The 13,676-nt window shown below is 37.0% G+C and carries 18 protein-coding genes and 1 riboswitch; of the genes, 5 read left to right on the forward strand and 13 right to left on the reverse strand.

Features of this window, described 5'->3' with window-relative positions; genetic code table 11:
• Positions 1-25: 25 nt before the first annotated feature.
• A complete protein-coding gene (locus tag J2S10_RS02165; protein ID WP_307404075.1) occupies positions 26-1,174 on the forward strand; it encodes a YqgU-like beta propeller domain-containing protein in 1,149 nt (382 codons plus the stop codon).
• Between the two features lie 76 nt (positions 1,175-1,250).
• A complete protein-coding gene (locus J2S10_RS02170; protein WP_307404076.1) occupies positions 1,251-1,568 on the forward strand; it encodes an MTH1187 family thiamine-binding protein in 318 nt (105 codons plus the stop codon).
• Between the two features lie 43 nt (positions 1,569-1,611).
• Here J2S10_RS02170 and J2S10_RS02175 read toward each other — a convergent pair whose 3' ends face one another.
• Positions 1,612-1,788, reverse strand: coding sequence for a DUF2759 domain-containing protein (locus tag J2S10_RS02175; protein WP_307404077.1), 177 nt, complete (start codon positions 1,786-1,788; stop codon positions 1,612-1,614).
• A gap of 215 nt (positions 1,789-2,003) precedes the next feature.
• Here J2S10_RS02175 and J2S10_RS02180 point away from each other — a divergent pair, with 215 nt between their 5' ends.
• Positions 2,004-2,639 carry an MBL fold metallo-hydrolase gene (locus J2S10_RS02180; protein ID WP_307404078.1) on the forward strand — a complete coding sequence of 212 codons (636 nt, stop codon included), beginning with the start codon at positions 2,004-2,006 and terminating at the stop codon, positions 2,637-2,639.
• A gap of 158 nt (positions 2,640-2,797) precedes the next feature.
• On the forward strand, positions 2,798-3,889 hold the full coding sequence (locus J2S10_RS02185; RefSeq protein ID WP_307404079.1) for a class I SAM-dependent methyltransferase: 1,092 nt from the start codon (positions 2,798-2,800) through the stop codon (positions 3,887-3,889).
• A 57-nt stretch (positions 3,890-3,946) separates the two neighbouring features.
• On the opposite strand, the gene J2S10_RS02190 is transcribed toward J2S10_RS02185, so the two are convergent.
• The 12 genes from J2S10_RS02190 to J2S10_RS02245 all read right to left on the reverse strand — a co-directional run bounded on the left by J2S10_RS02190 (position 3,947) and on the right by J2S10_RS02245 (position 12,166).
• Entirely contained in the window at positions 3,947-4,204 is a 258-nt protein-coding gene (locus tag J2S10_RS02190) for a DUF2626 domain-containing protein (RefSeq protein ID WP_307404080.1), read from the reverse strand.
• Between the two features lie 83 nt (positions 4,205-4,287).
• Positions 4,288-4,983 carry a helix-turn-helix transcriptional regulator gene (locus tag J2S10_RS02195; protein ID WP_307404081.1) on the reverse strand — a complete coding sequence of 232 codons (696 nt, stop codon included), beginning with the start codon at positions 4,981-4,983 and terminating at the stop codon, positions 4,288-4,290.
• Positions 4,984-5,280: 297 nt separating this feature from the next.
• On the reverse strand, positions 5,281-5,466 hold the full coding sequence (locus tag J2S10_RS02200) for a YqzE family protein (protein ID WP_307404082.1): 186 nt from the start codon (positions 5,464-5,466) through the stop codon (positions 5,281-5,283).
• Between the two features lie 69 nt (positions 5,467-5,535).
• Entirely contained in the window at positions 5,536-5,916 is a 381-nt protein-coding gene (gene comGG, locus J2S10_RS02205) for a competence type IV pilus minor pilin ComGG (RefSeq protein ID WP_307404083.1), read from the reverse strand.
• Positions 5,913-6,389 carry a competence type IV pilus minor pilin ComGF gene (comGF, locus tag J2S10_RS02210; RefSeq protein ID WP_307404084.1) on the reverse strand — a complete coding sequence of 159 codons (477 nt, stop codon included), beginning with the start codon at positions 6,387-6,389 and terminating at the stop codon, positions 5,913-5,915. The genes comGG and comGF overlap by 4 nt, the downstream gene beginning before the upstream one ends.
• The gene (locus J2S10_RS02215; protein WP_307404085.1) at positions 6,337-6,675 is read right to left on the reverse strand and encodes a hypothetical protein; all 339 of its coding nucleotides are present in this window, start codon (positions 6,673-6,675) and stop codon (positions 6,337-6,339) included. Before J2S10_RS02215 ends, comGF begins: the two co-directional genes overlap by 53 nt.
• Complete coding sequence (gene comGD, locus J2S10_RS02220) at positions 6,659-7,099, reverse strand: competence type IV pilus minor pilin ComGD (RefSeq protein WP_307404086.1); 441 nt, start codon at positions 7,097-7,099, stop codon at positions 6,659-6,661. The genes J2S10_RS02215 and comGD overlap by 17 nt, the downstream gene beginning before the upstream one ends.
• The gene (gene comGC, locus J2S10_RS02225; protein ID WP_307404087.1) at positions 7,099-7,422 is read right to left on the reverse strand and encodes a competence type IV pilus major pilin ComGC; all 324 of its coding nucleotides are present in this window, start codon (positions 7,420-7,422) and stop codon (positions 7,099-7,101) included. The genes comGD and comGC overlap by 1 nt, the downstream gene beginning before the upstream one ends.
• Before the next feature lie 18 nt (positions 7,423-7,440).
• Positions 7,441-8,475: a competence type IV pilus assembly protein ComGB gene (comGB, locus tag J2S10_RS02230; RefSeq protein WP_307404088.1), complete on the reverse strand. Its 1,035-nt coding sequence runs from the start codon at positions 8,473-8,475 to the stop codon at positions 7,441-7,443.
• Positions 8,459-9,547 carry a competence type IV pilus ATPase ComGA gene (gene comGA, locus J2S10_RS02235; RefSeq protein ID WP_307404089.1) on the reverse strand — a complete coding sequence of 363 codons (1,089 nt, stop codon included), beginning with the start codon at positions 9,545-9,547 and terminating at the stop codon, positions 8,459-8,461. Before comGA ends, comGB begins: the two co-directional genes overlap by 17 nt.
• A 161-nt stretch (positions 9,548-9,708) precedes the next feature.
• Complete coding sequence (locus J2S10_RS02240; RefSeq protein WP_307404090.1) at positions 9,709-10,500, reverse strand: YqhG family protein; 792 nt, start codon at positions 10,498-10,500, stop codon at positions 9,709-9,711.
• Positions 10,478-12,166: a DEAD/DEAH box helicase gene (locus J2S10_RS02245; RefSeq protein WP_307404091.1), complete on the reverse strand. Its 1,689-nt coding sequence runs from the start codon at positions 12,164-12,166 to the stop codon at positions 10,478-10,480. The genes J2S10_RS02240 and J2S10_RS02245 overlap by 23 nt, the downstream gene beginning before the upstream one ends.
• 156 nt (positions 12,167-12,322) lie before the next feature.
• Positions 12,323-12,410, forward strand: a riboswitch (glycine riboswitch).
• Between the two features lie 158 nt (positions 12,411-12,568).
• On the opposite strand from J2S10_RS02245, the gene gcvT reads away from it, so the two are divergent.
• On the forward strand, positions 12,569-13,675 hold the full coding sequence (gene gcvT, locus J2S10_RS02250; RefSeq protein WP_307404092.1) for a glycine cleavage system aminomethyltransferase GcvT: 1,107 nt from the start codon (positions 12,569-12,571) through the stop codon (positions 13,673-13,675).
• Position 13,676: the final 1 nt, after the last annotated feature.

A 13,676-nucleotide genomic window follows, 5' to 3' on the forward strand; every position in this document is an offset into this window, starting at 1 on the left:
GAAGATTTATTAGGAGGAGGGCAGTATGGTTCACTCGGAAAAAGTACCGAAAATTCTTAGTTTATTTTTGTTTTTGTCCGTTTTAATTTTCTTTTTAGGTGCTTGTTCAAATCCAATTCATTCTAAGCCTATATCTCCTGCTAGAAATGAAAAGAAAAAGGCTTCTCTCACTGATTTTAATGGAAAATGGAAAATACCGATTTCCATTCCGGAAGGTGAATTTTACAAGATTAGCGGGTGGATTTCCGAGGACCAAGTCCTTTATATTACTAATCATGAGCAAACTTCAAATGTCTACCATTATAATCTTTTATCCGGGAAAAGTGTTTTAGTATATAAAAGTGACCATCCTATTGTAACGGTACAAATCAGTCCTTCTAAAAGGTACATTTTAATACAGTCATCTCCATCAACATATGAAGGAGTGGTGACCGTCATTAATACTAAGGGATCCGAGATATGGAAGCAATCAATTGCAGCCTATGAGCTCGCCTTTGAGTGGAACCCTTATAATGACTCTGAAATTCTTGTCTCTAAGTTTAATGAAGATTGGACCTTTAAAATGATGCTAGTAGACCTTAAAGGTAGTCCAAAAGCATCTGATATTTCATTACCGCAACCTTTCAATAAGTGGATTGACAAGGAAACACTTGCCTATATTAATTGGGACAACACTAATCCTTCCTTATTTGCACCGCTTATGATTAAGGAATTAGGCGATGAAAAAGAAAAAACAATCTCTCCTGCTGTCTTTCAATTTACAGCATTTCGTCATTTGCTTTTGACGATTACTGTAAACGAACAGGATAAATCTAAGGCAATTTATTCTTTTTATGACAAAGAAAAAAGACCAATCTCTACTTTTACGATACCTCAACTAACAACATACTCTGATTGGTTGGTTCCTTTTAATGACTATAATGACAAAAAGCAAGAATTTATTTCCTTTCGCCCATTGAAAAGTACGGAGTTTGATTCCTATACGGAAGGCTATCAGCTGGTTTCTTATGATCTGAAGAAAGGAAGCAGCAAACTCATTTTAGGGGCACTGAAAAATGAACCTCTCAATTTTTCTCCTTCCGGAGAAGCCTGTTTATATGGAAACAGCTTTGAAAAAGTGATTGATTTAAAAGCAAAAAAAATCTATGAGCTAATAAAGAATGAGTCAAAATGAGTCATTCTTTTTTTCTTTTTCATTAGGTATGATAAAATCTTTTTGACATTCAAAATTTCGAATAGAAGGTGGAAAAATGGCAATTGTAGATGTTACGGTCATCCCGCTAGGTACCGGTACACCCAGTGTTAGTAAGTATGTTGCAAGTGTGCATAAGGTTTTACAAAAATATGAAGCAGAAGGAAAAATTCATTTCCAATTAACTCCAATGAATACGATCATCGAAGGGGACCTACCCGTTTTATTTGAAGTCATCCAAGCGATGCATGAGGTACCATTCTCTGAGGGGATTCAGCGGGTCGCTACAACGATACGTATCGATGACCGAAGAGATGTTAAAAGAAGCATGGAATACAAGGTAGACAGGGTAAAGAGCCTGTTACAGGAAAGGTAAATTTCCAGAAAAAAAGACTGCCCAAGAGCAGTCTTTTTTCTCCTTAGTGAGTCCCGGTAGGTACCCCATGATGTACTAATGTCATCACAACAAACCAGCCAAATACAAAAAATGAAGCAGCTCCCCAAAATGCACCTAAGAAATTTTTACCTTTTAATGATTTTAATGCTCCGATTGCTGCAAGTATGGCTATTATGGCTAAAATAATAACTAATCCCATTAATAAAGCCCCCTTTATTAGATGATAAGTAAGCAATTTGCCAACAATTTAAAAAAGTTATGTAGGTATATTATATACATTCGTCTATTATTTTATATTTTTTTAAATCATTTGTCGAGGACAAAAAGTAACTTCAATGTAAGAGCTGCATTTTCTCGAGTTGCTATATAGTGTAAAATAATATTAATGCAATTTTTTAAATGGAGGAAATAAGAATGAAATGGTCTCAAATCCCATTAGGGGTTCTTCAAACAAATTGTTACATAATAGAAAACACGGATCAATCCTGTTTAATTTTTGACCCCGGCAGTGAAGGAAAAAAGCTAATCAATTGGTTAACGAAGAGAAGTTTAAAGCCTGATGCAATATTTTTAACTCACGCTCATTTTGATCATATTGGAGCAGTAGATGAAGTTAGAGATAAATATAAAATTCCTGTTTATATTCATGAAGAGGAAGAAACCTGGTTGGTTGATCCGAAATTAAATGGCTCCAAATTTTTTACAATGCAGAATTTGATTCAGGCAAGGCCTGCAGATTTTATTTTGAAGAAAGAAGAAGCAATTAAACTGGGCGATTTTGAGTTTTTTGTTTATGAAACTCCAGGCCATTCTCCTGGTAGTGTTTCGTATTATTTTGAAAAGGAAGGGTTTGTTGTTTCCGGGGATGCATTATTTAAAAGCAGTATCGGTCGTACCGATCTTCCTGGCGGGAACCAATCTCAACTGTTAAAAAGCATACATGAAAAGCTTTTATTTTTACCTGAAGAAACGGAAGTATTATCAGGCCATGGGCCAATTACCACTATTGGTGAAGAAATGGACAGTAATCCATTCCTGAATGGATTTTAATGAATTCATAGAAAAAACCTTCTCCATCTAGAGAAGGTTTTTTCTGGGGGATGTTCGTTCTATTCATTAAAATGGGAGGGGATATAGTTAAGCCACTAATTTTACAATATAATAAAATTTTCACTATGTCAATAGTGTTAAATAAGAAAGGAGCTAAAATGCTTAACTATTTAAAGGGATTAATTTCGAACTCACCGACAAAGCTACTTACATATGCAGAATATATAGGAGCCGTACTTTATCATCCCGAATTAGGCTATTATATGAAAAATAATCAGAAAATTGGCAGGCAAGGCGATTTTATTACCACTAGTAATATTTCTGATATCTACGGCAGATTGATTGCGAAATGGTTTTCAAGGGTATGTGCAAAAAATGAATTGGCTCCCGTATTTTGTGAAATCGGAGCAGGCAATGGACGTTTTGCAAAGGCTTTTTTACAGGAATGGCATGATACCATAAATGCTCCATTGCAATATATTATTGTTGAAAGCAGCCCTTTTCATCGGAAATTACAAATGGAATTACTAAAGCCTGATTTTTCAATTATTCAAGTCGAAAGTCTTGAAGAGATCAGCTGTTTTGAAGGAATGGTTTTTTCAAATGAACTTTTCGACGCGTTTCCAGTAAATGTAATTGAAAAAGAAAATAGCAATTTGTTTGAGGTTATGGTTGGAATGCAAAACGATATGCTGTTTGAGGAAAAGATTCCCTTAGAAAATCCGGAAATTCTTAGGTTTTTACGGGAAAGTAAAATTGAATTAAACGAAAAACAGCGGATAGAAATTCCGTTATTGATGGAAAAAATGTTGCAAGATATTTCACGAGCCTTAACAAAAGGGGTTGTGGTTACGGCTGATTATGGTTATACGAATGAAGAATGGATGGAGCCGGCAAAGGCAAAAGGAAGCCTTAGAGGATATTATCAACACAGGATGATTGCTGATGTTTTAGAGTATCCAGGGGAAATGGACATCACATCACATATTCATTTTGATTATCTCCTTCAAAAGGGCGAACAAGTTGATTTGAAAGGACTAACAAAACTAAGGCAGGATGAGTTTTTATTAAAAGCCGGTATTCTTCAAGAACTGGAAAACCATTATGACCCAAATCCTTTTTCAGAAGTAAGCAAACGGAACCGGGCCATCCGAAGCTTAATAGTGCCTTCCGGGATTAGTTCGTATTTCCGTGTTGGTATTCAGCAAAAAGGACTTAAGATAACAAACTATGACTTGTTTGAATGCTAAAAAGAAAAAACGCCAGAGATACTCTGGCGTTTTACGTACATGAATTGCTTCTTATTGTCACAAAGGTCCCACAGGTCCCATAGTTCCCAGAGGCATCATAAATGTTGTCCAATAAGTGAAGCCTGCGAAGAAAATAGTTAAATAGGCTGCGAAAATGTACATATACATACGCTCGGACAGTTTAAGATAGCTAAGCAGAACAAAGAATCCGGTTTGGGCTAAGAAAAGCAGGGCTGTTTTATCCATATGTCCAAGATAAAACATTACAGTAAAAATACCGGTCCAAAAACCCAAAACTCTAAACATACGATCCATATGTATCCCTCCTTTTACCACATGATACCATCATTACAATATTATAATGTAAAAGTAATAGTAATGTAAATAATGGTTTCAGATTAGTTTGTAACCAGTGCCTGATAGGAACACGTATCGCATCCCGAAAACATGTTTTCTTTCTCAATTAATTCAACAGAATCAAATAGGGCTTCAAACATGCCCTTTAAAAACTCATGATGCATGCTGCATACTGTTTCGTGTTCCTCTGCTACTTCTTTAAATGGACAATTAAAGATTTGGAAATAGATTTTTGTCTTTTCTCCATTTGCTTCAAATTCCGGATAAAAACCGGCCAAGGTAGCAGCAGTTTTTAATATGTTTAGCTTTTGGTCAAATTCTAATTCATCACTAAGCGATCTTCTTGCCATTTCCTGCTCAATAATTTCTGTACCGAAATGCTTACCTGTTTTAAATAGCGCTTTCCTGCCGTCTTCTCCCAGCGACATCATTGTTTGAATGGCAACCTTGGATAAAAGCATATAGTCGCGGAACGGAAAATGCAGTTGAATGACATCGTCGGATAAGCGATATAGTCTGCTTGGTCTTCCGCCTTTACCGGTTTTTTTTGTTTCCGAGACTAACATGTTAACATCCTCAAGCTTTGATAAATGTAGTCTCGCTACATTTGGATGAATATTAAAATTTTCGGCAACCTCCTGTACGGTAACTTCTTGATGCCGTTTCGTAATGTATTGGTAAATGTAGTAACGTGTTGGATCTGATAGAACGTTTGTTATTTTTAATGTTTGTTCCATATTGGCTCACCTCGGCCCCCCATAATTTATTCCATTATAATACAGCCCTAATCGCATGGGAATGAGGTTAACAATGTAAACACTATATGTTTAGAAAATGTTCACAATTACCATCTTGGAATCAGAATAAGATTGTACAAAAGATAAACAAATTATGTACACGTTGTATGTCAAATACTAATTTTTAGATAATAAATTTTCTACGGTGAAAAAGTTAATATTTAATATGTCAATGGGGAATTTTCGCAATCGAAGGATTAAAACAAAATAAAGAAGCAGAAGGTGACTTCTACTTCTTTATCCTTTTTTTCGATTCTTTACTTCCGTATAAACGACATAGGGGAGAATCCCGAACCAACGATACCAAAAAGCTGCTTTTGCTTGCTTTCGCTCTTTACGAAGCCTTTTCCGTTCGTCTTTTGGTTGGTCAGCATATTTTACGAGAGTCTGGGTCATGTATTTTACATAGTCATTTGTTTTCATTGACACACCTGCCTTTTTATTTCATCAACAAGTATGTCCAAAAACCTCATTTTCAATCAGTCTTTTGCACTAATTCATCTCCAGCCATTTTACCATTCTTTTAAGCTTAATATCAAAATATCCCCTTCCAATCACCGTTTCACCTGAATTTAGGCGCAGGGTGAAACTAATCTTTTGTGAGGTTCCTATAGGTGTTTCAGCTTGATAATCCATTTTCCCATTAATGTACTTAAACGAACCCTTGAGTTGAATTCCGGTAGATTGGTACAACTTTTCAATCTTCTTTACAGTGGTCAGGAAATAATAGTCCTGTTGTAAAATGAGCGCTGTTTCATGGGCCATTTCTTTTTCCGTTAGTAACCGTTCAACATGAGAGGAGAAAAATAAGAGAAAAAGTATTAATACACATAATGTAAGTGGATAAGTAAACCCTTTTTCGTTTTTCCTCATGATGCTGTATTCCAATTGATTAAGGAATAGACAACGACTGAGTATTCTTTGCCCCAGAGATCCTTAACCGTAACTTTTACTGCATTGTTCAATACCGTAAAAGTAAATTCTGAAACATTTTGCAATAAGGTTTCATTACCTGTATAATTCACACGCCTGCGTAGGTTATTACCGTACTTTTCATATAGGATGGTATCCGTGGCTTCTGTTAATACCAATTTTCCGGACACAACTTCAGCACGGGTGCTCATCCGAATTTCCTTTTTTATTTGGCTGCAAAAAACCTGCCACTCCATTTCTTGAATTCTCGGCTGCGAGTTTTTATTGTTTAACATCATTTGAATGGTTGGAGTTATAAAAAAAACAATTATCGTAAAAATCGAAAACGCAAAAAGAGCTTCAATGAGCGTAAAACCTTGTTCATTCAGGAATAGAGCATAGTTCTGTTTTAGAATAGAACGAATTTTTTTCAACCTTTACGCACGCCTCCTTTTGTCCAAGCACTGACGAATCTCTCCAATAGATATTAAATTCTATTCCATTAAGAAATTTGGAGTAACTTGTGGTAGATTGTCCATCGATTAATTTTACTTGAAGCTCCTCATACAAAAGCTGACGGGCATAATTATCCACTTCTAATTGTCTAAATTGATTGGTCATATCAATTAACAACGGAATTAGAAACAGTCCCATCATGAACCAAGCAGACAATGACAAAAGCAGTTCGAGCAAAAAGAATCCTTTATTCTTCAACAACATAAAACCGTCCCTTTCCAATCAAAACGGTTAACCGATAATTCTTTTTACTGGATTTGATATAAAATGAGCCAAACTTGTTCACATTTCCGTCCGGCAGGAATTTAAAATATAAAGGAAGGGAACCACCATAGACAGTCATATTGGTCGAATAATTTCTCTCGATTATATTAGGAAGATCAGAGCGCATATAAATATTGTATTTATATTGATCGGAAAAAAAAATAACGGTCACTTCATGTTGGTGGGAAATAGCGTATTGCTGCGCATAAAGTAAGTCCGCTTGAAGCTGGGATAAGAAGGCCTCATCGTCGATCGTTGAGTATTGCGGTTTAAGGGTGAAGGCTGTGATCGAGGAAATTATTAAAAAGACAGACAGAACGAGCAACGATTCAATTAGTGTAAATCCATCCTGCTTGTTTTTCATTATGGAGCAGTAGTTTTTGCAATAGCTGTTACAGCCCCGTCGGAATCGATTTTTACTTCAGTTTTACCATTTGGGCATCCTTTAGCATCCTCCCTTAAATAGCCTTCTGTGATAAGTTCATCGACACCGGTAGGAACTCTTTTCTTTTCCATTTCAAACGATTGCTCTTGAGCTTGTACCATTTTAATAAATGCCTGGCAGCCTTTATCGTTGATAGTAGAGCTATGTTTTGTAATATTCGGGATTGTGATGATTAATAAAACGGAAATAATCAGCATAACGATCATCATTTCAATTAGTGTGAACCCTTTTTCATTTTTCATTTTTTTAACCTCCATTTTTTAAATTCCATCCATTAGATGGAACATAGGTAAGAGAATTGCTAAATACATTGATACAACGAGGAATGCGATAAAAAGGTACAAAATAGGCTGAATAAATTTGGCGCTTTTTTCAATTTTCTCTTCCATATTGGCAACACAATGTTGACTGAAGAAAAGTAACTCTTGTTCGAGCTTTCCATTTTCTTGACCGTGTTTGACAATGACGGGAAATTCTTTTTCAAAAAAAGAGTAAGTGGATAAAATAGTCTCTAGTTTTTCACCTGAAACTAGTTTTAGCTTTATTTCCTTACCGAGCTGGCTATAGAACGGCTGCTTTAGATTTTTTTCAAAGAGAAGCAAGGCTTCGGATACCGAAATACCTCCGGATAATAGGAAACTCAGTTGAACGGAAAAATAGTGGGTAAATAACAATTTGAGGATCCTTCCGGCAATTGGAATACGAACTAGCTGAGACCTTTGCTTCAGGATAGAAATCTTCCGAAAAATAAGAACGTAGTAAAGGGCGATGGATAAAAGAATGACAAGGAGAAGGCCAATTGCCAAAGGGAAATATTGGCCAAAAATATAGATGACCTTTGTAAAAAAATTCGCTTCCAGTCCCATAGATTTAAAAAGGATTGAAAATTTTGGCAATAATGTATTTTCCACGAAAATAAATAAAAAGCCAGTAATGAAAATGAGTACCAACGGATATTGCAGTAATTTTAATAGCTTCCGAACATCTTTATCTTTTAGTAGTGCTAATCCACTCCCTTCTAAAAGTGCTTCTGCAAAGCTGCCATGTTGTTCTGCAAAATAGACATAACCGATTAAGTCTTTGTGGAAACCGAGATTTTCTAAAGTCTCATGAAACGGCAAACCCTTTCTTAAATTAATTAAACACTCAAATAACTCCTCTTTTCGATTGGAAGGCAAGTGATGGGAGATCGACTCGATCGCTTCTGCAATCGGATAGCCCCTTGCCAGCAATTCACCCGTTCTTTTCAAAAAACTCGCTTGTTCATTCACAGACCATTTATGTCGTCGTTTCATGATCATACACCAGGCGTTCATATTCAGATTCTTTAATGTATCCGAGAGCTATTCCTTTTTTAATAACCTCTTTTATTGTCCTGTAATGTGATTCAACATTTACACCCTTTGCTGCTTTCATGGCGGCACTTAAGTTTCTACCAGATAACAGTTCAAACACACTGGCCCTTTTCCATCGACCGTATGAATAACAATATGGTGAACATTCTTCTTTGCAAAATGGGCATGTTAGTTCTACTAACCGCTGAGCTGTAACCGCAATTAGTGTTTGTTCCACTTCAAGCCAATTTACACCAAATTCATGGAGTCGATAAACCGCACCCAATGCATTCCTTGTATGCATGGTCGAAAGCACCAAATGCCCCGTAAGTGCCGCACGAACAGCGATCTTCGCAGTTTCCGCATCTCTGATTTCTCCGACCATAATAATGTCAGGGTCATGGCGCAGAATGGCTTTTAGACCGGCTGCATAGGTAACACCTGCTTTTTCATTCACTTGTACCTGTAAAACGGAATCATAGTTTTTTTCGATGGGATCCTCGAGAGTAATGACATTGCGATGAAAAAGGTGAGCAGTCTCATTTAGTAGGGAGTAAAGGGTTGTCGTTTTACCGCTTCCGGTTGGACCTGTGAAAATTATTAAGCCATGAGCGTGTTTAAGGAGTGCAAGGAGCTTTCTTGTCATTGAAGGAAATAAGGAGAGTTGATGAAAAGGTATCTGTTCTTGTTGGGGTAAAAGCCGTATAACAAGGCTCTCTCTGTTGTTCGATGGAAGTGTTGAAAGTCTAAGTCCCATCAATTGTCCGTCTACTTCACAAACAATGGCTCCGTTCTGAGGGCGTCTTCTTTCCCCGATATCCATATTGGCAGTGAATTTAAAATGTGAAATCAATCGGTCGCATTCATCTTTTGGAAGGGTTAATCGAGGAATTAATTTGTTGGTTAAGCGAATTTGAACAAGCGTATCTTTCTTTCTTGGAACAATGTGTATATCTGTTGCCTGGTTTCTTGTGGCATCTGTGATGATCCTGTTTGCTAAAATTTCAATAGCACTAACAATGAGTAACACCACCTTTTTAATTTGTCTTGAAAGTAATTCGACAATGTTCTATGTTTTCCTTCTTTATTTTTAAAAAAAATTATAATTTTTTAACACAAAAAATATCCTTTTTTTCCGGCGAAAAAATTAAAATTAAACCAGATAAAAAGGATAAATTTTGTTGGTAAGCTTTTTTAAATCGCCTTGTCGGTCAAATAAAATAACCCGCCATTAATAAAGGAAATATGAATTTTTGGCTCATACTGCTCTTGGAGTGACTTTTTTTCTGTCTCATAGCTTTCATTTTGTTCTTCCGCGTCTTCATAAAAATGATCCAACAGTTGTAAATCCTGATCCCATCTCCTTCTTGCTTCTTCTGCCCACGTATGGTCATCGGCTTCGATTACGGATTTAAGGTAATTTTCAATTCTTGACATTCCGCTTTTCGGCTTCACCAATGGTGATAAGGTAAACGAGTAATCAGGGATTTTCGGTGTTAATGGAATCTGCAATAATCGATCATGAAAATCTTCGACCATTTGTCCATTTATGAGCTGTAAGCCGATGGATTTAAAAATATCGCGTTTACGATCACATTGATAGGATATTTTTACATTCATACACAGCCATGGCAGCATCGGTGTTTGTTGGTTTAAATGGCGGTGATTTTCGTATAGACGGATAAACCCTGCTAAGTTTTTCGTGGATTCAAAAATTTGATGGAGCCTTGGAGAACCAAAGTAAATCGTTTCACCCTTTATATTCTCCGGGGCCGTATCCCGGTTTGTAATGAATGTCAGCCTCATTGGGTTTGGGATGCCGCCTGTTTTCTCTAAATAGTGCCAGTAAAAAGGACGGTTCATTAGCGCTTTATCAAGCTCAATGGATAATTGCACGGTCAAAAACCCGCTTCCATTTTCTACTATTCCACAATCATTAGCTTGAAAATACTGTATAAGAAAGTTATGAATTTCCTGCTGCTGCATGTGAATCTCCTTTCTTTACGTCTTTTGCAAATTCAATCATGGATGTTAAGTTATCCATCTTTATTCGCATTTCACCTTCGGAACAGGATTGCCCGAAGATATCTATCAGGTGATCCTCGATATTGCCAAACTCTAATTTGGTTAAGATATCATCAAGTTCACCGATGACATGCTCAAATAATTCAATTTTTTCATATAAAAGCTTTAAGATATGTTCTTCAACGGTGTTTTTTATCGCAAAATTATAGATCATTACATCTTTTTCCTGTCCGAGACGGTGAATCCTTCCGATTCGCTGTTCGAGTCTCATTGGATTCCACGGCAAGTCAAAATTAATAATGTGATTACAAAATTGCAGGTTAATCCCTTCACCGCCTGCTTCAGTTGCAATTAACACCTGGGCATGTTTTTGAAAGAGCTCCCGCATCCAATCTTTTTTTCCGCGTTTAAAACCGCCGCGAAACGGGACGGAGGAGATACTGTGTTGTTTTAAAAACCATTGCAGATACAGCTGGGTTGCCCGATATTCTGTAAAGATAATGACTTTATCATTGACTTTTTGGATCAATTCAAGGGCTTTTTCAGCTTTTGAATTCTGCTGAACGGCTTCCACCTTCGAAATTAAAAACTGAATTTGCTCTTCATATGCCTTGGAGGGATTTTCCTTTTTCTGTAACATGTTTTTAAGTGTATAAAAAACAGCTTCCCTGCTGCTGCATGCCTCCCTTTGTAAGGTCATGACAGAAAAGGCACTGGACTGGACCCAATCTCCCTCGCCTCTCAGTTCGGTAACAGCTTCATATAATTCTTTTTCTTGTGCTGTAAATTCAATCGGAATTGTTTCGACATGCCGTTTTGTCCATTCAATACCTGTATCGGCTCTCCGATTACGAATCATTACTTTGTTCACTAATTCCTTTAGATGCTCATCATCATTTAAAGACCTGGAATCCCGTTTGTATTTTTCATAAAAAGCCGATTCGCTGCCCAAGTGTCCCGGTTTCAATAGAGAAACGAGATTGAAAATTTCTTCGATACGGTTTTGAATGGGGGTTGCTGTTAATAATAAACAGAATTTCTTTTTCAGGTTTTGAACAAATTCATAGTTTTTCGTTTTGTTATTTTTCAGCTTATGGGCTTCATCAATAATAATGAGGTCATAGTTTTGATTATATATAATATCCCGATGTGGATTCCGTTTGGCAGTATCGATCGATGAAACAACCACATCGCATTGGTCCCATACATAGCTTTTTCTTTGCGTAATGGCGGGGATGAAAAATTTACTATTCAGTTCAATTGCCCATTGTGTTACCAATGATGCCGGAACAAGTATTAATACTTTTTTTACGAGTCCGCGAATCATGTATTCTTTTAATATTAAGCCTGCTTCAATTGTTTTTCCAAGACCTACTTCATCCGCAAGAATGGCCTTGCCATTCATGTTTTCAATTACTTGTTTTGCTGTTTCGAGCTGGTGGGGAAGGGGAGTTAAATGCGGTAGATGACTTGGCGCCCGTAATCCCTCAAATTCAGGAATCACTAGATGTTTTTCCACCCCGATTGCTAGTTTAAAAAGCTCCCAATTTCCCCATGGACCATCGTGGTCAATTCGATGTAAAAAATCATCCTGCCAAGAGGAATCAAATTCAATTTGAACCGACATGGTTTTCAGCTCCTTTTTGTGCATAAAATATATTGCTCAAAATATCGTTTTAATGGTAGGATGTTAATAGCTTTGAAAGTTTTAAATATTGTAATAAAGTAATTTATTTTAGTGGTATAATTTAGTATGACCTTAATGGAAAATTTTATAATGCGAATGACAACAAGGGGAGAGACTACCTTTGTAGCGCCGAAGGAGCAAGCAGAATTGTGAATCTCTCAGGCAAAAGAACTCTTGTTTGACGCAGCTCTGGAGAGTGCTACCTAAAAATGTGTAGCCACCAAAGGGGAAAGCCGATTTCGGTAAACTTTCAGGTGCAAGGACAGAGACCTTCTACATTTCAAAGGGAGGTTTCTGTCCTTTTTTGCTTTAAAAAAATGACTGAAAAAAGGGGATTTAATCATGCCTGAATTAAAACGGACTCCACTATTTGATGTTTACAAGCAATATGGAGGAAAGACAATCGATTTTGGAGGCTGGGAGCTGCCTGTCCAATTTTCAAGCATTAAAGAAGAACATGAAGCTGTCCGCACAAGAGCCGGTTTGTTTGATGTTTCCCATATGGGTGAAGTGGAAGTAAAGGGGACTGACAGCTTAAATTACTTGCAAAAGATGATGACAAATGATGTTTCAAAATTAAAAAACGGCGGAGCACAGTACACTGCAATGTGCTATGAAAATGGCGGAACAGTAGATGATTTGCTTGTATACAAAATCGAAGACAATCATTATCTGCTTGTTATTAACGCTTCGAATATTGATAAAGATTACAAATGGCTTGAATCCCATTTAGCCGGCGATGTAAGAATTGAAAACCTATCTGAAAAAACAGCACAATTAGCCATCCAAGGGCCATTGGCTGAACAAGTACTGCAAAAGCTTGCGGATGGTTCCGATCTAAGTGAAATCGGCTTTTTCAAATTCCAACTGGCAGTCAAATTAGCAGGCAAAACAGCACTTGTTTCAAGAACAGGATATACCGGTGAAGATGGCTTTGAAGTCTATTGCGATTCTAATGATGCGGTTGAACTTTGGCAGGCTATTTTAAAAGCCGGTGAGGAGGAAGGGGTTTTACCTTGCGGATTAGGGGCAAGGGATACTCTTCGCTTTGAAGCGAATTTAGCGCTTTACGGTCAGGAATTATCGCCTGAAGTTTCCCCGCTTGAGGCAGGAATCGGCTTTGCTGTGAAATTAAATAAAGAAACAGACTTTATTGGTAAAGTTGCATTACTGGCTCAAAAAACGAATGGAATTCCAAGAAAAATGGTTGGAATCGAAATGATTGACCGAGGGATTCCTCGTCACGGATACCCTGTTTATAAAGGGGAAGAACAAATAGGGGAAGTTACCACCGGTACTCAATCTCCAACCTTAAAGAAAAATATTGGTCTTGCCTTGATTACAACACAATTTGCAGGGCTTGATTCAGAAGTAGAAGTTGAAATTCGCGGTAAACGTTTAAAAGCTAAAGTAGTTCCAACACCTTTTTACAAAAGAGATCGGAAATAAC

The sequence above is a fragment of the Neobacillus ginsengisoli genome (genome assembly GCF_030813055.1).